The organism is Brumimicrobium sp. (genome assembly GCF_048268645.1).
Classification (GTDB): domain Bacteria; phylum Bacteroidota; class Bacteroidia; order Flavobacteriales_D; family Crocinitomicaceae; genus Brumimicrobium; species Brumimicrobium ulvae.
In genome coordinates this window covers 1-18,394 of record NZ_JBLWVE010000019.1, presented here as the reverse complement: position 1 = coordinate 18,394, position 18,394 = coordinate 1, and the positions used below count along the sequence as shown (strand labels likewise).

The following is an 18,394-nucleotide window of genomic DNA, read 5'->3' as shown; positions in this document are numbered from 1 at the left end:
CTACTTATTCAAGAGTGCACTTACCTGTTGATACTTGTTTGACAATTTTGCGATTTGTAAAATCAAACCCTCCACCTCTTCTATTTTATTTGAATTACCTTCAACAATATAGCTATTGCGAACAGAAAACAAGAAGGGCAAGTAATTGCCCAACAACTGCAAGTTTTTAACCGATTTTACATGTTGCTCAATTGACAATTTCATAGATTTCTCATACCGATTTTGATTCCAAACATCGTCATAAATCTGCACATCTTGAAAAGACACACCCAATCCGACAGTCTTCATATCTGCTCCTGCTTTAATTAAATATGCACGAGGTACAGATCCCGCCACAACAATATTCTTAGCTGCATTCAATCGCATAAATTCTTTAAAATAATCGGTATCAATAAATCCTCCCTTTGGAAGTTGCAATCCTGATTTTTTCAATCGTTTTCTGTATACTTCACTTTGTAGATGATCCAAACTGATAATTTCCACATCTTTTCTGTTCTTTTTAATTTTTTGCTGAATCAATAGTGGATAAGTGTCATGATCCCCGTGTGTAATCAACACCGTATTCTTAGGCAATGATTGAAGCGTATTTTCAGCATATTTTTGTAAATCCTTCGAATACACCTGCTGACGCTCTAACTTACTCAAGTAATTATTCAGCAGATCTTCATCATTAACGATGTAAGCATAAGCACTAAACTCTTGAAGCAGAGCAGCATTATTGGCTTGTAGTTTTTCAGCGTCCTTCAAACTTTTAAGGCGTGAAAAATCATAATTCCCTACTTGATAATTCAGCAAGTTATATTCAAAACTCTGGGCATTAATCCTTTTCAATTCATCCAGTTGTTTTTGCATCTTTTGAAATTCAAGAGCAGTTGGAGACTTTCGTGTGTATGAGTGAGATATGGCGTTTAATTCAGATTGAAGTTCTTGAACACTCTTCGAAAACAGTTGCAATTGAGCAGACTCAACATCTATGGTGGCGTCATCAGATTGCACTTTCATTTCTTTTTTCTCTGGAGCCTCCAAGGTATTCTTTGCATTGTTCACCGCAGGAACTTCCTGACACAAAACAACAGAAGAAAAAAGCATAAAAAGGAGGAGTAATTTATTCATCATTAATCTTGTTTTTATCTCTGTACAACGCTCTTCAACATTGGTTCATATTTGTTTATTGAAGCATCAATTTTACTGATTCAAAGTTAGGGAAAAATAAACGCCATCAACACCACTTTTTATCAAATAACATTTAAGTATGAAAGAAAACCATGTAAGACCAACAGCTTCCTTGATGTTTTAATGAAAAACAAGGCTATTAATTCTCCATTATAAATCTACATTAATTGAAGAAAACTAAGTATTTTAGTAAAAAATAGAGAATATGAAATTTTTTATAGACACAGCAAACTTAGCTGAAATAAAAGAAGCAAATGATTTAGGGATTCTTGATGGTGTAACCACTAACCCTTCATTAATGGCTAAAGAAAACATTACGGGAAAGGAGGCCATCCTCAAACACTACCGTGACATTTGTCATATCGTAAATGGACCAGTTAGTGCTGAAGTAATCGCTACAGATTACAAAGGGATGATTCAAGAAGGTGAGCGACTATCAGACCTACACCATAACATTGTGGTAAAAGTACCGATGACACCAGAAGGAATCAAAGCGATTAAATATTTTTCAGAAAATAAGATCCGTACCAATTGCACATTAATTTTCTCTGCAGGACAGGCTTTATTGGCAGCAAAAGCTGGAGCAACATATGTTTCTCCATTCGTGGGAAGGTTAGATGATATTTCTGCAGATGGGATTGGTTTAATCGCACAAATCAAAAGAATTTTTACGAATTACAATTTTGAAACTCAAATTTTGGCGGCTTCTGTGCGTCACCCGATGCATATTATTGATTGTGCGGAAATTGGTGCCGATGTAATGACAGGGCCCTTAAAAGCCATCATGCAACTCGCTCACCACCCTTTAACAGACAGTGGTTTGGCTCAGTTTTTAGCGGATTTCGAAAAAGGAAACAAATAGTTTTCTTTCTTTGAACTAAAACAATGCTTTCAATACTCATTCCCGTATATAATTTTAACTGTGTAGCGCTTATTGAAGCGTTGCACAGTCAATGTACATCGGAAAAAATCCCTTTTGAAATATTGGTTCTTGACGATACTTCAAAATTATTTAAGGAAGAGAATCGTGCGATCAATAAACTAGACCATTGTCAGTACATTGAATCTGAGCTTCATTATGGAAGGGCTAAAATCAGGAATGTCTTGGGTCAAAAAGCCCAATTTGAAAACCTGCTATTTATTGATGCCGATGCTTTGGTGGATAACAACAATTATATCAAGAACTACATAAATGTCCTTCCCAAAGCTGATGTTCTTATCGGAGGCGTAAAATACAGTGCTCAGGTTCCAAAAAACAATGTTTTGCGCTGGTATTATGGTACCAATCGTGAATATCAACCAGCAGAGATACGCAACAAAATTCCTTATAAATCACTGAGTAGCTTCAACATTCTTATAAAAAAGTCCGTATTTGACCAACATTCATTCGACGAACAAAGTATCGCTCCTAATTCAGGTTATTACGGACACGAAGACACATTGTTGGGCTTAACTTTTAAAGCGAATGCAATTCCGATTTTACACATAGATAACCAATTGATTCACAACTCGCTTGAATCCAATCAGGAATTCTTAAAAAAGAGTCTCGTTGCAGTTGAAAAATACGTAACCAATCCTCAATTTCAAAAACCAGAAGTTGTTGAACAGATAAAAATCTTCAAGGTTTTTAAAAAAGTAAAACGCTTCGGACTTGTAGGCTTACTCAGCTTTTTATATAGAAAAGGAGAAGCTCGGATGAAAAATAATTTATTCAGTCACTCCCCTTCTCTCCGTTTGTTTGATTTTTACCGATTAAGTTATTTAGCTTATTACGATAAAAAAAACAGAGATCAATTTCAATAGACCTCTGTTTTCATTAATTAACTTAAAACTACTATTATTACTTCTACTTACTACTTTTAACTTCAATTTTCTTTACTATTTTCTTTTTTGCTTCTGGTTTTGGAACCGATATATTCAAAACTCCATCCTTATAATCTGCCTCTATATTTTGACCATCAACATCTTTGGGCAGAGTAAATGAGCGTCTAAACTCCCCATAAGAAAACTCTCTGTGTGTATAGTTTTCTTCGTTTATTTCCTTAGCTTCTTTAGCTTCACCTCTTATAGAGAGTTTGTTACCGTCTAATTCAATATGAATATCTTCTTTTTTTATACCAGGTATCGCCATTTCCACAAGATAATCTTCATCGCGTTCCATAATATTAACAGCCACCTTAGAAAATTTCATATTTTGACGATTATTAAAAAGCTCCTCATCAAATCCACTTAAAAAAGACGGTAAAAAACCACTATTTCTTCTTGACATTTCCATAACTTCTATTGTTTTAATTTTTAATTTCTTTTGGTCTATAGTTATCAAATGAAATACCAATGCAAAACACAACGAAAATCGCTGTTAGAATGTCTTAAATCAGCTACCCTAAATGCCAATTAGTCAGTAAACGTGCTTAAAACATGACTTTTTGACTTGTTTATTTATACTTTTCAAGGCAGACACTCACTATTAATCTAGAAAGGAGGTAAGGTTTTTAAAAGATAGGTGTAAAAGTAATTTACAAACCTGACTTTTCCGTGGTGGCATTTCATAAAAGATGTCGATCCTCACAAATAATACAATAAAACCTTGTACATGTTATCTATTTCATAAACAGAATTAAAGATGATTATTCAAATTAATCTTCCAAGATGTCAACAGATTTGGAGAGATATACCTTATCCCATAAAAACGGATCAAGACTAATTGTTGGGGATTAAGCATAAATATTTGTCAATCTGAATAAAACATATCCAAAATTTCATATTCTCCTACTGAGCTACCAAGCTAGGTCGTTAATCCTAGTTTTAAGGTTGTGTTTTTTCAATAATTACAGCCGAGAACTGTATCAATTAATTTTATCTAGTGTTAAACTTTATCAAAAAAAGGAAGAAGAGATTCCTCAGTTGTTAAAATATTAGATTTTAACAACTATCGGAATGACAGCTCATAAGGAGGTCTTCGGGGTAAAATTTGCTCAAGCGAAGCTTGAGCAAATTTTACCCCGCCAAATCCAACAAACACCTGTCATTCCGATGGAGTCTCGAGAACTCGGGGCGACGAGGAATCTCTTTTTAAATAATTACGACTTATCTTGGTAACCCAATTCTTCTATATCTTATCCTGAAATTTTTTTATAATTTAGAATAAAATATATCATTAAAACTTTAAGCATAAAAGTGGTTAAAACCACTCCCTCCCCAACTTTTGAGATTGATCCCATAAAAACACTAAAAGAGACAGAATATATAAAATAAAAAAACCAGATGAAAATGATTGTTTTAGTATTCATTTTCACTCTGGTTTTAAGTAGCGAGAGGGAGATTTGAACTCCCGACCTCAGGGTTATGAATCCTGCGCTCTAACCAACTGAGCTACCTCGCCATAATTACACTTACCTAAGTTCCCTTTCGTGGGGATTGCAGTGGTGTTATTTACCAATGCGGGTGCAAATATAATAGGTTTTTTCTAATTTCAAACACTAAGAACGGTCTTCCTCAAATAAAATTTTCGTGTGGTGTTTTAAAGTTCTTAAAAACAAGGAAATAAACAAAGCCACAGCAAGTAAAATAATATAATAAGTATGTAAAATAAATCCGTCTTCAATCATATAGTTACGTAAAATATCAACGAATAAGAATCCGATCATGGTCGCCGTCACACCAGAATACTCTCTTCTAAGGATTGTTTTCATTGAAAAAGAAATGGGTGACATTTCATAGTTTTTAAAAGACGGCCAAAAAGCAGGAACCTTTAAACTCCAGTCTAAGTAATCTTGTCCAAACTTACGTTCAAGGAATCTTTCTTCAGCAAACATAATTCTTTCGTAGTACAACCAGAAAGCCAAAGAGACTACAATAACAAACCAAATGTTTGCAGTAAATACGACGATTCCTATCCACATAAAGTAGTTCCCAACATATAAAGGGTGTCGCATTGTAGAATATATTCCTTTGGTATTTAATGCGTCTGCCACTTGTTCACTTCTATTTCTACCTGAAGTGTTCTTATTAGAAGTTCCAATTGCGATTGCACGTATCACTTGTCCTAAGACGGAGAGAACTGCGGCAAAAGCCAACAACATCCAATAATAATTATCATCTAATTCCATCCAACCATAATCTGTAAAGAAAATTACAGGGACAGCTAAAATGAAGAGAATTACAGGAATTTGACCTCTGTATTTAAACAAGGTATTCCCAGATTTTTCAAGCGAATGTATAAGAGCCATTTAAAAGTTTTTAGTATATTGCGTTCCGAAATCTTCGGCGAAGATAGAAAATAATTAATATTTACAACATGTCTGAAAAAATTAAGTTCGAACAAGAATACCTTTTCAAAACCTCAGCAAAGGTCTTAAACTCTATGGTAATGACGCCTAGCGGACTAAGCGAGTGGTTTGCAGACGATGTAAACATTAAAGACGACATTTACACATTTTACTGGAATGGTAGTGAAGAAGTTGCACGATTAATCAGTAAAAAAACAAATGATCACTTGAAATTTCAATGGGTTGAAGATGAAGAAGAAGGATTAGATACCTTTGTAGAAATCCGATTTAAAGTGGACCCGATGACCAAAGCGGTTGTTTTACACCTTACAAGTTTTGCTGAAGAAGATGAAATGGAGGAGGTTCAATTATATTGGGAAAACACTATTGAAGAATTACGTCGTGTAATCGGAGCCTAAACAAAGCCATTCTTTTTAACACTCTGCTTTTAACTATTCCTATTTAGTGATGGTTGCACCTAGTTAAATTTAAAGTACTTTTATCCCCATAATAATATATTATGAGTGGAACTTTTATTTTAACCGTTATTCTCGCCTACTTTATAGTGTTATTGGTTATCTCTAGGTTAACATCAAGAGGAGCTAAAAACGAAGCATTCTTCACTGGAAACAGAAACTCCAAATGGTACTTGGTTAGTTTTGGTATGATCGGAGCCTCACTTTCAGGAGTAACTTTTATTTCAATTCCTGGACTGGTTGGTTCTTCCGGATTCTCTTATATGCAGATTGTTATAGGATACATGCTAGGATATGCAATTATTTCATTTGTTCTACTTCCCCTCTACTACAAACTCAACTTAACATCGATTTACTCTTATCTTGGCGGTCGATTCGGACCAACAACACACCGAGTTGGCGCAGGTTTCTTTTTAATCTCTCGTATATTGGGGGCTTCCGTTAGATTATTCTTGGTTGCTGACATACTTGATTATTTCGTATTGAGTAATTACGGAATTCCATTCGAAGTATCTGTTTTGGTCACTTTACTCTTAATTTATGTCTACACTTATCGAGGAGGAATCAAAACAATTGTATGGACAGATACACTCCAAACTTTATTCATGCTCCTCGCTCTTATTGTTAGTGTGGTCCTTATTACACAATCAATTGGTGGTGTTGCAGAAGTAAGCACAGGATTAAAATCTTTAGGTATGACCGACTGGTTTGTGACCGACGACCCAAAAAGCAACAACTACATTCTAAAAGGAATACTGGGAGGACTTTTTATTACAGTTGGAATGACAGGATTAGATCAAGACATGATGCAGAAAAACCTCACTTGTCGTAATGAAAAAGACGCCAAAAAGAACATGATGTGGTTCTCCATTATTTTGTTTTTTGTCAATTTTGTTTTCTTAGTTCTTGGAGGTTTATTGGCCATGTATGCAGAAGCAAACGTTGAAATATTTAGTGAAATAAGCGGAATGGAAGCAGATAAACAAACCGACAGGTTGTTCCCCATGATTGCTTTAAACGGTGGGTTAGGAAATTTAATTGGAATTACCTTTTTGCTCGGACTAATTGCAGCAGCTTATTCATCAGCAGACTCTGCATTAACATCTTTGACTACTTCTACCAGTGTCGATATTTTTAGAGTTGACCAATGGGAGGACAAGACAAAAGCAGAACGTGTAAGAAAATATATCCACATCGGAATGACAGCCATTTTATTTATTGTGATTCTATTGGCCAACGCTTTTAAAGAACAAGATGTAATCAACACCTTATTTATTCTAGCTGGATATACCTACGGACCACTGCTTGGACTTTTCTTCTTCGGAATCATCAGCAAGCGGATTGTAGACGATCACTATACATGGATTGTTTGTTTAATTGTTCCCGTTTTGATTTACATCTTCAAATCCTACGAACAAGAATGGTTTGATGGTTATAAATCTGGACATGAAATACTTGGTGTGAATGGACTCTTGTGCTACCTTGGACTATGGATAATGTCAAGCAAACCTGCTGTTCAAGAAATAGAACCACTGGACAATACCTTAAGTTAGTTTTTCAAAACTAAAGTGTTGACATATATGACTGTAAAATAATCGTTGCGCTCACTTCATCGATGAGTTCTTTTTGTTGTCTTTTCTTTTTTGAAACACCGCCAGCGATTAATGATTCCAAAGCCATTTTAGAAGTAAATCTTTCGTCCATCATTTCGATTTGAAGTGCTGGAAATTGTTTTTCCAAGGCTTCTCTAAACAATCGAACGTTTTGTGAACTGTGGGAGTCTTCCATATTTAATCTTTTGGGCTCACCCAGAACTAAAGTTCCCACATTTTTCTCTTTTACTGTACGGATTAAAAAATCCATTAATTCTCTGGTCGGCACAGTCGTTAATCCAGAGGCTATAATATTGTTCTCATCAGTAATTGCGATACCTGTGCGCTTCATTCCAAAGTCAATTCCTAAAATTCTTTTCATCTATTCTTTAATAAATTTTTGCTTTGCCAATAGATTATTCTGTTCAAACACCATTACAAAATAAGCTCCTTGTGGATAGTTTTTAGTCGAAAGAACAAGCTTTCCGTCATTTACAACTGTTTGCTCTACGAGTTTTCCATTGGTATCTGTAATCCTTATCTTTTGATTATTATGTGCTTGATCCCATTCTATAAACAAAATCTCATGTGCTGGATTTGGATAGATTTTCATTTTCTCTGGTAAAACCTCACCACTGGTCTCCACAGTACTTTTTCGAAAACCGAATGTATATTCACCTTTCAAAAGTTGCGAAAGCTCCATTCTACCATATCCATCCGTTTTATTTCCAAAAGAATTCTTAGCATAATGCGCGTATTCAACCCATTCCGTTTTTTGATTTGGTCTCCAAAGCAATACCAAACTATCTTCATGGAAAGTCACCCCAGCATGATCTGTCATCAAACCTAAATCCAATCCACCACCTGCAATATTTCTTCCATCATAAAACAATCTTGCTTCAGCTTTAAAACTATTAGAAAACACTCCGTCAACTTTCCAAAAACGGTCTGGAGAGCTGACATATTCAAAATTTGTATTGGAGTTATTTATTCCATCAGGTGCTAGACGATAGTGTTCTATTCGAAGAAATGAAGTGTCCTCTTCCTCTGTGGTTTTTAAATAAAAATAAGGGTAATTCATTTGCAATGAGAAAGGTTCTGTGACCAACACATCCTCTCCTGTAACGGCGTTCAGCAATAAATTATCTTTGTTCAAGTAAACCATTACAGGCTCAAAAGCAAGTTGAGTTGTTACTATTTGTGTTGCTCCTGAAATAAGCTCAACTTGCGAATGCGTTTCCCTATTTGCTCCAACAAAAGTCAATTGAACAGGGACATCTGAAAATAAACTAGGTGCTTCGAATAATTTTTGCTGAATATGCACTTCGATATCAAACTGTCCGCCTTGGTGGCTTACCGCGAATGAATCTACCTCATATCCGTTAAACCCAGGATTAAAAACATAGTTATCGAAGAAATGGGTCGCGTCATATCCCGTTGAATTCGTCAAAGCATCTCTAAATTCTGCGGCATTGATGGTTTGAAAAGCAAAGTTTGACTGAATGGCTTTGAGTCCGTTAAAAAAATCTGTGTCCCCCATGTGAGAACGAAGATTATGCATCAAAGTTGCTCCTTTGCTATAGGTATGCGAACCATAGGTTGCATCGTGAGGAACCCCTGAGATCGGAAAAAAAGCGCCATCATCGTAATGTGCCTTTTGAATCACGTTTCTATGAACGCTTTTCAACTCATTTATGTAACTTTCATAACCATAGACGTGTTCCAAAAAGATGGACTCACTATAAGAAGCCAAACCTTCGTTGATCCACATATCTTCAGCTGTTCTACACGTCACCAGGTTGCCCCACCAGTGGTGAGAAAGTTCGTGCGCCATTAAGGTTTCGTAATTCAAGGTTCCATCAATTGCAAATCCAGGATAGGTCACACAACTTGCATGCTCCATTGCTCCTCCATTAAAAGGCACCAATAAAAAGGCGATTTTATTCCATTCATAAGGTCCGTAATTCAATTCGTACGCATCCATTGCACCAAATAGATTCACAAATGAATTTTTAAACTTTGTTGTATCTTGAGGTTTTGCAATCAACATCACTGGCGTGTCTGAATTGGTCAACGAACTGTTGTAGGTTTGACTCACATGCGTATAAGGAGCTGCTCCAACGCAAGCTAAATAAGTTGGTATCTCTTCATTCATGATCCACCTGCGGATATTTTCATTGTTGGGTCCTGTACTTTCACTGTGAATGTATCCATTTCCATAAGCAGTAATTCCTTCAGGAGTTGTTAACTCAATATCATAAGTTGCCCTTTCTACGAAATTATCAAAGCAAGGATGCCAAGTTCGACCATAGTTGTGCGGTTCTGACAAGAATGCAACACCTAGATTATAGGCATAGTCTCCTTGAAAATAAAATCCACCAAATCCAGAAGGATCCATCACAGGCGTCCCCTGATAATAAACAGTCACTGAGCTTTGATCCCCAGTGTTTAAGGGCGCTAAAAAGTTTACGCGTAAAAGTGTATCGTTATAGGTGTAAGTCAAATCCTGCCCATTCCATTGCACTGAATCGACAGTCAACTGAAGCAAATCCAAAGAAATTCCATCAATGCCATTCATTTTACTTTCAAAAGTCACCTTACAAGACGCTTTTAGATTTTGCGATGACATTGCCGTAAGGTCCATTTTCATCTGGTACTCAATCACATCAAGCGTATCACTTCTCATGTTATCAATCTCCCCATTACTTTGAGAAAACGACTTAAAAGCAAGGGTGATAAGGATAGAAAATACGATTGATAAATTCAATATATTGTTCATAAACGGATTTCTTAAGTTCATTTTTTTAAACTACTCGACGAATTTACGGTTTAATCAAAGAAAAACGAAAGGAAGTCATTAATTTTGCGACATGAACAAAGAGCAAGCGCATATATTTTTCCCCCACAGCTCCGAAGATGATTTGGATGACTTATGGGAACAGCGGTTATTCGAGCAGAAACAATTTTTTCTGACCCGTCCACCTATTCGTAAAGTTTGGGAAGGAAGATTAAACAGGTTAGCGCAACAACACCAAGCATATTTGACCTTAACAGAACAGACGATGGTAGATGAATCCCCTTTGGATATCACCCAAAAACAACATGAGTTCCCTGATGATTTCATTGCTGCTTTTCACGCTTTTCACACCTTGCGTAATCAGCATAAATCAAAGGTCTTACAAGCACAAAACTTGCATGATTTGAACAATTCAGTTCATCAATGGTTAAATACTGAAGGTCAATTCGCAAAACACTGGTCGCACCCAGCAAGTGAAGAAGACCAAATAGAGGTAGTTCGGGGAAAGGAGCCCGACCCTATGGAATTATTAAAAGAATTAAAAAAGACAGCAAAAGTAATCGACACCACTTCCCTAAACGTCCTAAAAGAGAACTACAATAATCTCTCTGAAAGCGTTAAGAAAGAAGTAAAAAGATTAACTTTGCTGGCGAAAGATTAGTTATGGAAGGACAATTTGACAAATTAAAATTACAATTAGACCAAGAGGAGTGGCCGAGTTTATACATGTTTAAATTCATCGCCCCAAGTGACAATCATAAGATTGCACAAATTACGAGTATGTTTAACGATGCTTCAGACATCAACATGCGACCATCAAGCAAAGGAACATACACGAGCATCAGTGTAAAAGAAATAATGATGAGCTCTGAAAGTGTTATTAAAATTTACGAAAAAACTGCACTTATAGAAGGTGTGATAATCATTTAAACATGCTATTAGTCATTGACATACAACAAACCCTTTCAACCATCTTATGGATAACATTGGGTATTTTAATCTTTTTCATCGCTTACAGATTATTGGTAAGGCGCTTGAAACAAGGAAGGATAGAAAAGGAGCTATACTTGGTTTTACACCCTATTGAAAAAGATCCTGCCACAGGGATTGTACCTATCTTTATTGAAATGCACAATCCGATGGAAGTTGAAGTCAGTGTATTTTCAACCGACCAAAAAGTCAATAAGATCATTGAAAGCAAAACATTTAATAAAGGAGGAACAGTGATTCAATTGGACACCCGTGAATTTGAGAATGGATTTTATTTTTATCAAGCACAAACTGTAAATCAAAAAACCCGCAAACTCATTGAGATTAGAAATTAATTTTTAGTTTTAACAATGTTCGTTAAGGAAATCCGTTATATTGAAAGTAAATAAATGTTATGAAGCAATTAATTTTCTCCCTACTATTGATTTGTTCAGTTCTTACTGTAAATGCACAAGCTGATTTTAGTCCTAGCTCTTCCTTTAAAGTAGAGATTGGTTTGCCAAATAACGCAACGAATTATGCTTTTAGAGATTTAATGCAAGGCTTAGTCATTGTGACTCCCTCCTACCAATATACTTTTGAAAATTCATTTTCGCTTGGTGCGGGACTTCGCTATGGTTTCTTTAACGTCAATGAATTTAAAAACAACATTGGCATGTCTGGAGGAGCCCACATTGCAGGAGTATTTGGGAAAATCGGTCAAGAAAAATATTATGGTAATTTCGGTTTGGATTATGGCGTTAGAATCGGATACACCATGAACATTTTCGACACCAATAAAAACAATGATTTACTGGGGAAACCTTATATCAATGACGGTGGATTTGTAGAGCCAACCTTAGGACTTTCTTTAATGGGAAATGAAAACACTTCTTTCAGATTGGCTTTAGGTTATGCCTTCCACGCTTTCCAATTTAAACCACATCAAATGGGAGTTGATAATTTCAGTGGTATCGACAACGATCGATTAGAGAGTATCACCTCATATTTCACCATTGGATTTGGTTATTCTTATTACTTCGGGAAAAAGTAAATTGCCTTCGAAAGTCAAATTATGCTCGTCATATAAGGATAAATCACAACCCTTTCTGCTTTTCTATGCGTTCTACCCAACGTTTTTCTCTTTCTAAAAATCGATTGAATTTATTGGGTGCTTCAATTTCAAAATGTAATTTTTTATTTGTCATGGGATGATGAAAAGAAATTCCAGTCGCAGCAAGAAACAACCCTTTGTGCTTCAATGTATCTCCCTTCTTTCCATAGGCTTGATCCCCAATTATAGGAAATCCTAATCTGGCCAAGTGAATTCTTAATTGGTGCTTTCTCCCCGTAAAAGGTGAAAGCTCTAGTAGTGAAATCCATTCATTTCTAACCGATGGAAAAACAGCAATTGATTTAAAATAAGTCAATGCAGACTTCTCTTCTATTTTAGTATTCAGCTGACCTTTTCCCTCAAGTTGACCTTGCACGATTGCCGTATAGTATTTAGTAAGCTCACGATTTTCGAACATACGTCCCAAAGCAACACGCGAACCATGTGTTTTCGCTACAATCACAATACCGTGAGTTGGTGCATCTAATCGGTGAACCGGAAGCGGAATCGGAAGATAGTCTTTGGCTGTACTTTTCTGAAGGTGATTGGGCAATGCATTTTGCAGCGTTTTAAAGGTATTTCCAGAAACAGGAATTCCAGCAGGTTTTTCTACCACAGCCAATTCATTATCTTCAAATATAACATTCAATTCGATTTCAAAGGCTTTATAAGCAATCGTTTGATTTTCATAAACCTTAATGACATCACCCAACTGAACATAATCGCCAGACTTTGCCAATACACCATTCAAATAAATTTGATTTCTAGACAAGGCTTTTTTTATGCCTTTACGAGAAGTAATGCTTTCCAATTTTCCCAATAAAAAATCATAGATTCTTGTTCTTTCAAGGCATGAATCGACTTGAATACATTCAATTTCATGGTTTTGAGCAGGATATTGTTCTGACATTTATCAAAAATAAGAAGAGCTATGAATAAGCTTTGAATTATTCAAAAAATACTTTAACCTCTTCAGCTTGAACACGAGAATTCACCCAGGTATTCACACGTTTTTGGTCTTCCTTTGTGAAATTCAGAGTATCCAAAGTAAACAAGACCAAGGCTGTTCTTCGAGGAGCACGCAATGAATCTGAAAAGGTATAAGAATCAGCATAAGTACAAGTTTTAAACTGTGGATAAATCGTCTTAATTTCTTTTAATAATACACGACCTAAACTTTGATTTTGCTGAATACTGTCTAATTGAACATCCCTACGTTTAACTTCACTCACCAATCGTGCGAGTTCCTCACGCAACTGTATAGATTCACCACCGTCACCATATTTTGAAAAAGAAATTCCTTGTTGGATCTTAACTGTTGCACCTTCCAACCAAAAACTATTGGCCTTATCCTTAATATGATCTTTTTGAAACTCTGTTAATGCTGTTCCTCCATAAACCAAAGTTATTTCTCGTTTATTCAGGTTAACATCACTTTTAAGCAAATAATTCCCTTCATACAGGCTTACATTTTCAATGTAACGATTGGCGTTTTCATTGAATTTTTCATTCTGCACCAACCCATAACCGAAATAAATACTCGGAAGAATCACAGCCATAATCACGAATGTAATCCATCTGTTAACTTTCTTTTTTTGTTTTGGGTCAACAATTGTTCTGATTGGTAATTTCAAAAACTGCGCAACCAATGCCGAAGCTATCGCAATAAAAACAGAGTTAATCGTAAACAAGTACATCGCTCCAAAGAAGAAGTCAAATTGCCCAGTCGCCAGTCCATAACCAGCTGTACATAAAGGCGGCATTAAAGCTGTGGCAATAGCCACCCCAGGAATAACGTTTCCTTTATTTTTACTTGCAATTGCAATAATACCGGCCAATCCACCAAAAAAGGCAATCAATACATCATAAATCGACGGACTTGTACGGGCGAGTAATTCTGAGTGAGCAGTCGATAGTGGACTCAATGCAAAATAAGTTGCAGAAGCGACTAAACTGGTCCCCACAGCAAAGGAAAAGTTTTTGGCCGCTTTCTTAAAAAGTTCAAAGTTATAGGTTGCAATACTATATCCCATCGCATTGATCGGCCCCATCAATGGCGAAATAAGCATGGCTCCAATAATCACTGCAGTTGAATTGATGTTGAGTCCTACAGAAGCCACAACAATTGCAAAAACCAAAATCCAAAGATTTGTCCCTTTAAAGGCGATTCCTTTCAATATTTCGGCATGTATGCTATCGTGCGCTTCAACTTCAGAATCCAAACTAAAGTATTCTGTGATTTTCCTAAAAGCTTGAGCAGGGGTCATCATCATATTCGATGTAATTTTTAGAACAAATATAGTATAACGTTGGATATATTAAGAAAGTATAAGAAAAATTAAAAGATCTTTATGTTGACAGAATTATCAGAGCATCAAAAATCAAATTTTAAGCATTTTAAATAAAAGGAAATACTTTTCAACAAAATTACACTTTCATTTTTATTGAGGAAGAATAGCATTACCTTTGCTTCTTTGCAAAAAACGATTTTGATATTATGTTAACATTAGACCCCAAGGATCTTCCTGTCCCACAATTACATCGCTATTTATTAGGTGCTGTTGGACCACGTCCGATTGCCTTTGCATCAACCATTGATGAGAACGGAACACCCAATTTGGCCCCATTTAGTTTCTTTAATATTTTTAGTGCAAATCCACCAATTTTGGTCTTTTCGCCTGCCAACAGTGGACGAACTGGGAAAACCAAGGACACTTATGAGAACGTGAAAAAAGTTGCGGAATGTGTAATTAACGTCGTTAACTTTGACATGGTAGAGCAAATGAGTTTATGTTCTTCTCCGTACGACATTGACGTAAATGAATTCATAAAAAGCGGATTAACACCTGTTCCTTCCGACAAAGTAAAGCCTTTTAGGGTCAAAGAATCTCCAGTTCAAATGGAATGTAAAGTCCTCGAAGTTAAAGAACTTGGCGAAGGAGGTGGTGCTGGAAATTTAATCATTTGTGAAGTAGTTAAAATTCACATTAACGAGGAGATTTTAGATGAAGATCAAATGATCGACCAGCATAAAATCGACCTTGTTTCTCGAATGGGTGGAAACTGGTATTGTCGTGCCAATGAAGCTTCGATGTTTGAGGTAGAAAAACCTGTTACGAGAATTGGAATGGGACTTGACAACATTCCTGAAGACATCAAATCCAGCAACATACTTAGCGGCAATGACTTAGGAAAACTTGGAGGCTTTGAAGAACTTCCTAACGAAACAGATGTAAACGAATTTAAGTTAATCGAATTATCAGAACTTTTTGTAACTTTAGAAGACGAACCTGCTCAATTGGAAATCGAACTTCATAAATTAGCCAAATTATATTTAGCGAAAAACGAGATTGAAGAGGCTTGGAAAACACTTTTAGCATTTAATAACCAATAAAATAAACAACAACATTATGTTAAGCATTTCGGGAATTGTAAAAGTCAAAAAAGACACAGAACAAATCACAGAAAAATTCAAAAAAAGAGAATTTGTAGTTACTGATGCTTCAGGAAACTACCCACAAGATATTTTATTTCAATTGACTCAAGATCGTACTAGTTTATTAGACGATATCAATGTGAATGATGCAGTAAATGTAACTTTCAACTTAAGAGGACGCGAGTGGACAAACCCACAAGGTGAAGTAAAATACTTCAATTCACTAGACGTTTGGAGATTAGAAAAATCGCAAGGAGGAGGAACACCTACTCCACCGGACATCATGCCAGCGAGCGCTGACAGTGCTGAAACTTTGGTTGATGAAGGAGACGACGATTTACCATTCTAGTTTCTTCTGCTTTAAAACAGAACAACATTCTAAGAAAACAAAACCGTTGCTTTTAATAAGTAGCGGTTTTTTTTCTTCCTTATAAAAAGGACATTAATAAAAGAAAAGCGGCCCCAATGGAACCGCTTTACTGCTGTATTAAATTTTTAATTTATTACTTCACCTGTTCCAAGGCCTGTTGAACATCCCAAATGATATCATCAGCGTCTTCAACTCCAATAGAAACACGAACCAAATTTGCGGTTACGCCCATTCGTTCACGCGCTTCTGGTTCAATTGCACAGTGTGTCATTGTTTGTGGATGTTGTGCTAAACTTTCCGTACTCCCTAAACTTACTGCCAACTGAATTAGCTGTAAACTATTCAAAAATTGAAAAGCCTCTTTCTCACCTCCTTTGATGTTAAAAGAAATCATAGCACCTGGCGAATTGTATTGACGTTTATACAAATCGTAATCTTTAGACCCTTCTTTAATTAACCCAAGGTAATGTACTTTTTCAACCTTATCGTGTGCATCTAAAAAGGCAGCGATTTTTTCAGCATTGCGAGATTGTTTTTCCATTCTGATTTTTAGGGTCTCTAAACTCCTCATCATCATCCAAGCAGTATGTGGACTCACCATATTTCCAAGGAAAGTTCTTAAGGTTTTAACACGTACCATTAACTCAGCATTCGCCAAAACAGCTCCAGCAATTAAATCGCTGTGACCACCAATAAATTTAGTTGCAGAATAAACGACTAAATCTGCACCAATCTCCAAAGGTTTTGACCATACAGGCCCCATGTAAGTATTGTCTACACAAACGTAGGTTTTCCCTTCTCCATTTTTGTGTTGCTTTGCAATGCGACAACACATTTCAATATCTATAATTGAGTTGGTTGGATTTGCAGGAGTTTCAATATAAATCAATCCTAAACGATCTGCTTTACCTGTGCTTTTAATGATTTCAATAATTTCTTCTTCCGTATTCTCTGGGTGAAATGCAATGGCATCAACTCCGATTTTAGGTAGAAAATCATGAATAAAATGATCTGTTCCTCCATAAGTTGGAGAACTATAAAGCAATAAATCACCAGGTTTTAGGAATTCAAGCAATACGGTACTGATGGCAGACATTCCACTTTCAAACACCGCACTATCATCTGCTTTGTCCCATAACGCCAAACGATTTTCAAGTATTTCTAAATTTGGATTGTTAATTCGGCTGTAAATTAATCCCAATTCTTCATCCTGTTCTTTTTCTCGAAGACCGTAGGCCAATTCAAAAAATTTCTTTCCCTCCTCTGCTGTTTGAAAAACAAAAGTTGAAGTCTGAAAAATAGGACATTTGATCGATCCTTCGGATAATTCTGGCTTATAACCATGTGTCATCATCAAACTTTCTGGCTTAAAATTCTTTTTCATTTTATCATTATTTTGTTCCCTACAAAGGTAAACATATACTCTATTCAATCTATATTTACGCAGTTTTTGGAATATTATTCTACAAATTTCGTATTTTTGGTTCAAACAAACTATTGCACCTTAAAATTAACCCATAAAAAGAATATTATCCCATGAATGGAGTAGATGAAGTTGATCAAAAGATTATCTCCTTGCTAAAGGAGGATGCGAAAATGAGCATCAAAGAACTTTCGCATCGTGTAGGGATTAGTAAAACACCTGTTTACGAACGAATTAAAAAGCTAGAACGTTCAGGAATCATAGAGAAATATGTAGCTGTAATTGACAATCGCAAGCTAATCAACGGAATGTATGTCTTCTGCTCTGTGTCTTTAGATGTTCAAAAACTGAAAGAGATTGAAAACTTCAAGGAGGAAATTCGGAAACTCCCTGAAGTATTGGAATGTTATCTAATGGGTGGTGCGAATGATTTCTTGCTGAAAGTCATGGTAAAAAACTTGGATGATTATCATCAGTTCTCTTCTGGTAAGCTTGCTGCCCTCAACAATGTTAGTCAAATAAAAAGCACATTTGTTTTAGACGTGGTGAAGAACATGTAAACAAAAAATGCCGAAGGTACGGCATATTTTTAGCCAAGGTCGTGAGTCCTTGGTTTTGGGGAACCGTAGGCTTGCTGTTATGGGTGGGCTGAAGTCCACCCCAATAGTGTTTCATGCTTCTAGAATTTTCTAAACCCATATTTTAACCAATTGCGGGCTGAAAGCCCAGCTTATTTCAACTGGATGCATCGCATTCAGTTGAAATGTAAGATACAC

19 protein-coding genes and 1 tRNA gene are annotated in these 18,394 nt (G+C 36.0%); 11 read left to right on the top strand and 9 right to left on the bottom strand.

Annotation, left to right across the window (positions count from 1 at the left end):
* A complete protein-coding gene (locus ACN0U3_RS12890) occupies nucleotides 1–1,113 on the bottom strand; it encodes a hypothetical protein (protein WP_417266537.1) in 1,113 nt (370 codons plus the stop codon).
* A gap of 265 nt (nucleotides 1,114–1,378) precedes the next feature.
* Between ACN0U3_RS12890 and fsa the strand changes: the two genes are divergently transcribed.
* Nucleotides 1,379–2,035: a fructose-6-phosphate aldolase gene (gene fsa, locus ACN0U3_RS12885; protein ID WP_299201410.1), complete on the top strand. Its 657-nt coding sequence runs from the start codon at nucleotides 1,379–1,381 to the stop codon at nucleotides 2,033–2,035.
* Nucleotides 2,036–2,058: 23 nt separating this feature from the next.
* Complete coding sequence (locus tag ACN0U3_RS12880; protein WP_417266536.1) at nucleotides 2,059–2,976, top strand: glycosyltransferase family 2 protein; 918 nt, start codon at nucleotides 2,059–2,061, stop codon at nucleotides 2,974–2,976.
* A gap of 43 nt (nucleotides 2,977–3,019) precedes the next feature.
* On the opposite strand, the gene ACN0U3_RS12875 is transcribed toward ACN0U3_RS12880, so the two are convergent.
* The 3 genes from ACN0U3_RS12875 to ACN0U3_RS12865 form a co-directional block, all read right to left on the bottom strand.
* Nucleotides 3,020–3,448 (bottom strand): Hsp20/alpha crystallin family protein, encoded by a 429-nt coding sequence (locus ACN0U3_RS12875; RefSeq protein ID WP_299201406.1) that lies wholly within the window; start codon nucleotides 3,446–3,448, stop codon nucleotides 3,020–3,022.
* Nucleotides 3,449–4,481: 1,033 nt separating this feature from the next.
* A tRNA-Met gene (locus ACN0U3_RS12870) sits at nucleotides 4,482–4,555 on the bottom strand.
* Between the two features lie 97 nt (nucleotides 4,556–4,652).
* Nucleotides 4,653–5,402, bottom strand: coding sequence for a methyltransferase family protein (locus tag ACN0U3_RS12865; protein ID WP_417266535.1), 750 nt, complete (start codon nucleotides 5,400–5,402; stop codon nucleotides 4,653–4,655).
* Nucleotides 5,403–5,470: 68 nt separating this feature from the next.
* On the opposite strand from ACN0U3_RS12865, the gene ACN0U3_RS12860 reads away from it, so the two are divergent.
* Complete coding sequence (locus ACN0U3_RS12860) at nucleotides 5,471–5,860, top strand: START-like domain-containing protein (protein ID WP_299201403.1); 390 nt, start codon at nucleotides 5,471–5,473, stop codon at nucleotides 5,858–5,860.
* Nucleotides 5,861–5,961: 101 nt separating this feature from the next.
* A complete protein-coding gene (locus ACN0U3_RS12855; protein ID WP_417266534.1) occupies nucleotides 5,962–7,470 on the top strand; it encodes a sodium:solute symporter in 1,509 nt (502 codons plus the stop codon).
* 10 nt (nucleotides 7,471–7,480) lie between these two features.
* On the opposite strand, the gene ruvX is transcribed toward ACN0U3_RS12855, so the two are convergent.
* A complete protein-coding gene (ruvX, locus tag ACN0U3_RS12850; protein ID WP_299201401.1) occupies nucleotides 7,481–7,891 on the bottom strand; it encodes a Holliday junction resolvase RuvX in 411 nt (136 codons plus the stop codon).
* Nucleotides 7,892–10,309, bottom strand: a complete 2,418-nt coding sequence (locus ACN0U3_RS12845) for a M1 family aminopeptidase (RefSeq protein WP_417266533.1) — start codon at nucleotides 10,307–10,309, stop codon at nucleotides 7,892–7,894.
* 70 nt (nucleotides 10,310–10,379) lie between these two features.
* On the opposite strand from ACN0U3_RS12845, the gene ACN0U3_RS12840 reads away from it, so the two are divergent.
* The 4 genes from ACN0U3_RS12840 to ACN0U3_RS12825 are packed head-to-tail and all read left to right on the top strand — an operon-like array spanning nucleotide 10,380 to nucleotide 12,329.
* Nucleotides 10,380–10,967, top strand: a complete 588-nt coding sequence (locus ACN0U3_RS12840; protein WP_417266532.1) for a hypothetical protein — start codon at nucleotides 10,380–10,382, stop codon at nucleotides 10,965–10,967.
* Nucleotides 10,968–10,969: 2 nt separating this feature from the next.
* A complete protein-coding gene (locus ACN0U3_RS12835; protein ID WP_417266531.1) occupies nucleotides 10,970–11,236 on the top strand; it encodes a DUF493 family protein in 267 nt (88 codons plus the stop codon).
* Between the two features lie 2 nt (nucleotides 11,237–11,238).
* A complete protein-coding gene (locus ACN0U3_RS12830) occupies nucleotides 11,239–11,631 on the top strand; it encodes a T9SS type A sorting domain-containing protein (RefSeq protein WP_299201395.1) in 393 nt (130 codons plus the stop codon).
* A gap of 59 nt (nucleotides 11,632–11,690) precedes the next feature.
* Nucleotides 11,691–12,329 (top strand): hypothetical protein, encoded by a 639-nt coding sequence (locus tag ACN0U3_RS12825; protein ID WP_299201394.1) that lies wholly within the window; start codon nucleotides 11,691–11,693, stop codon nucleotides 12,327–12,329.
* A gap of 43 nt (nucleotides 12,330–12,372) precedes the next feature.
* On the opposite strand, the gene ACN0U3_RS12820 is transcribed toward ACN0U3_RS12825, so the two are convergent.
* Both ACN0U3_RS12820 and ACN0U3_RS12815 read right to left on the bottom strand, forming a co-directional pair.
* Complete coding sequence (locus ACN0U3_RS12820) at nucleotides 12,373–13,299, bottom strand: RluA family pseudouridine synthase (RefSeq protein WP_417266530.1); 927 nt, start codon at nucleotides 13,297–13,299, stop codon at nucleotides 12,373–12,375.
* Between the two features lie 37 nt (nucleotides 13,300–13,336).
* Nucleotides 13,337–14,662, bottom strand: a complete 1,326-nt coding sequence (locus ACN0U3_RS12815; protein WP_299201392.1) for a DUF389 domain-containing protein — start codon at nucleotides 14,660–14,662, stop codon at nucleotides 13,337–13,339.
* A gap of 224 nt (nucleotides 14,663–14,886) precedes the next feature.
* Here ACN0U3_RS12815 and ACN0U3_RS12810 point away from each other — a divergent pair, with 224 nt between their 5' ends.
* Both ACN0U3_RS12810 and ACN0U3_RS12805 read left to right on the top strand, forming a co-directional pair.
* Nucleotides 14,887–15,783 carry a flavin reductase family protein gene (locus tag ACN0U3_RS12810; RefSeq protein ID WP_417266529.1) on the top strand — a complete coding sequence of 299 codons (897 nt, stop codon included), beginning with the start codon at nucleotides 14,887–14,889 and terminating at the stop codon, nucleotides 15,781–15,783.
* Between the two features lie 16 nt (nucleotides 15,784–15,799).
* Nucleotides 15,800–16,174 (top strand): DUF3127 domain-containing protein, encoded by a 375-nt coding sequence (locus ACN0U3_RS12805; protein WP_299201390.1) that lies wholly within the window; start codon nucleotides 15,800–15,802, stop codon nucleotides 16,172–16,174.
* 154 nt (nucleotides 16,175–16,328) lie between these two features.
* Here ACN0U3_RS12805 and ACN0U3_RS12800 read toward each other — a convergent pair whose 3' ends face one another.
* Nucleotides 16,329–17,579 (bottom strand): cystathionine gamma-synthase family protein, encoded by a 1,251-nt coding sequence (locus ACN0U3_RS12800; RefSeq protein WP_417266528.1) that lies wholly within the window; start codon nucleotides 17,577–17,579, stop codon nucleotides 16,329–16,331.
* A 152-nt stretch (nucleotides 17,580–17,731) separates the two neighbouring features.
* Between ACN0U3_RS12800 and ACN0U3_RS12795 the strand changes: the two genes are divergently transcribed.
* Nucleotides 17,732–18,178, top strand: a complete 447-nt coding sequence (locus ACN0U3_RS12795) for an Lrp/AsnC family transcriptional regulator (RefSeq protein WP_299201388.1) — start codon at nucleotides 17,732–17,734, stop codon at nucleotides 18,176–18,178.
* The last annotated feature ends 216 nt before the right edge of the window (nucleotides 18,179–18,394 follow it).

What these genes read in the sequence shown, in the direction of transcription:
- fsa (WP_299201410.1), top strand. Translation starts at nt 1,379, where the DNA reads ATGAAATTTTTTATAGACACAGCAAACTTAGCTGAAATAAAAGAAGCA.
- ACN0U3_RS12815 (WP_299201392.1), bottom strand. Translation starts at nt 14,662, where the DNA reads ATGATGATGACCCCTGCTCAAGCTTTTAGGAAAATCACAGAATACTTT.
- ACN0U3_RS12865 (WP_417266535.1), bottom strand. Translation starts at nt 5,402, where the DNA reads ATGGCTCTTATACATTCGCTTGAAAAATCTGGGAATACCTTGTTTAAA.
- ruvX (WP_299201401.1), bottom strand. Translation starts at nt 7,891, where the DNA reads ATGAAAAGAATTTTAGGAATTGACTTTGGAATGAAGCGCACAGGTATC.
- ACN0U3_RS12795 (WP_299201388.1), top strand. Translation starts at nt 17,732, where the DNA reads ATGAATGGAGTAGATGAAGTTGATCAAAAGATTATCTCCTTGCTAAAG.
- ACN0U3_RS12835 (WP_417266531.1), top strand. Translation starts at nt 10,970, where the DNA reads ATGGAAGGACAATTTGACAAATTAAAATTACAATTAGACCAAGAGGAG.
- ACN0U3_RS12825 (WP_299201394.1), top strand. Translation starts at nt 11,691, where the DNA reads ATGAAGCAATTAATTTTCTCCCTACTATTGATTTGTTCAGTTCTTACT.
- ACN0U3_RS12805 (WP_299201390.1), top strand. Translation starts at nt 15,800, where the DNA reads ATGTTAAGCATTTCGGGAATTGTAAAAGTCAAAAAAGACACAGAACAA.
- ACN0U3_RS12810 (WP_417266529.1), top strand. Translation starts at nt 14,887, where the DNA reads ATGTTAACATTAGACCCCAAGGATCTTCCTGTCCCACAATTACATCGC.
- ACN0U3_RS12855 (WP_417266534.1), top strand. Translation starts at nt 5,962, where the DNA reads ATGAGTGGAACTTTTATTTTAACCGTTATTCTCGCCTACTTTATAGTG.
- ACN0U3_RS12830 (WP_299201395.1), top strand. Translation starts at nt 11,239, where the DNA reads ATGCTATTAGTCATTGACATACAACAAACCCTTTCAACCATCTTATGG.
- ACN0U3_RS12860 (WP_299201403.1), top strand. Translation starts at nt 5,471, where the DNA reads ATGTCTGAAAAAATTAAGTTCGAACAAGAATACCTTTTCAAAACCTCA.
- ACN0U3_RS12875 (WP_299201406.1), bottom strand. Translation starts at nt 3,448, where the DNA reads ATGGAAATGTCAAGAAGAAATAGTGGTTTTTTACCGTCTTTTTTAAGT.
- ACN0U3_RS12845 (WP_417266533.1), bottom strand. Translation starts at nt 10,309, where the DNA reads ATGAACTTAAGAAATCCGTTTATGAACAATATATTGAATTTATCAATC.
- ACN0U3_RS12800 (WP_417266528.1), bottom strand. Translation starts at nt 17,579, where the DNA reads ATGAAAAAGAATTTTAAGCCAGAAAGTTTGATGATGACACATGGTTAT.
- ACN0U3_RS12820 (WP_417266530.1), bottom strand. Translation starts at nt 13,299, where the DNA reads ATGTCAGAACAATATCCTGCTCAAAACCATGAAATTGAATGTATTCAA.
- ACN0U3_RS12880 (WP_417266536.1), top strand. Translation starts at nt 2,059, where the DNA reads ATGCTTTCAATACTCATTCCCGTATATAATTTTAACTGTGTAGCGCTT.
- ACN0U3_RS12840 (WP_417266532.1), top strand. Translation starts at nt 10,380, where the DNA reads ATGAACAAAGAGCAAGCGCATATATTTTTCCCCCACAGCTCCGAAGAT.
- ACN0U3_RS12890 (WP_417266537.1), bottom strand. Translation starts at nt 1,113, where the DNA reads ATGAATAAATTACTCCTCCTTTTTATGCTTTTTTCTTCTGTTGTTTTG.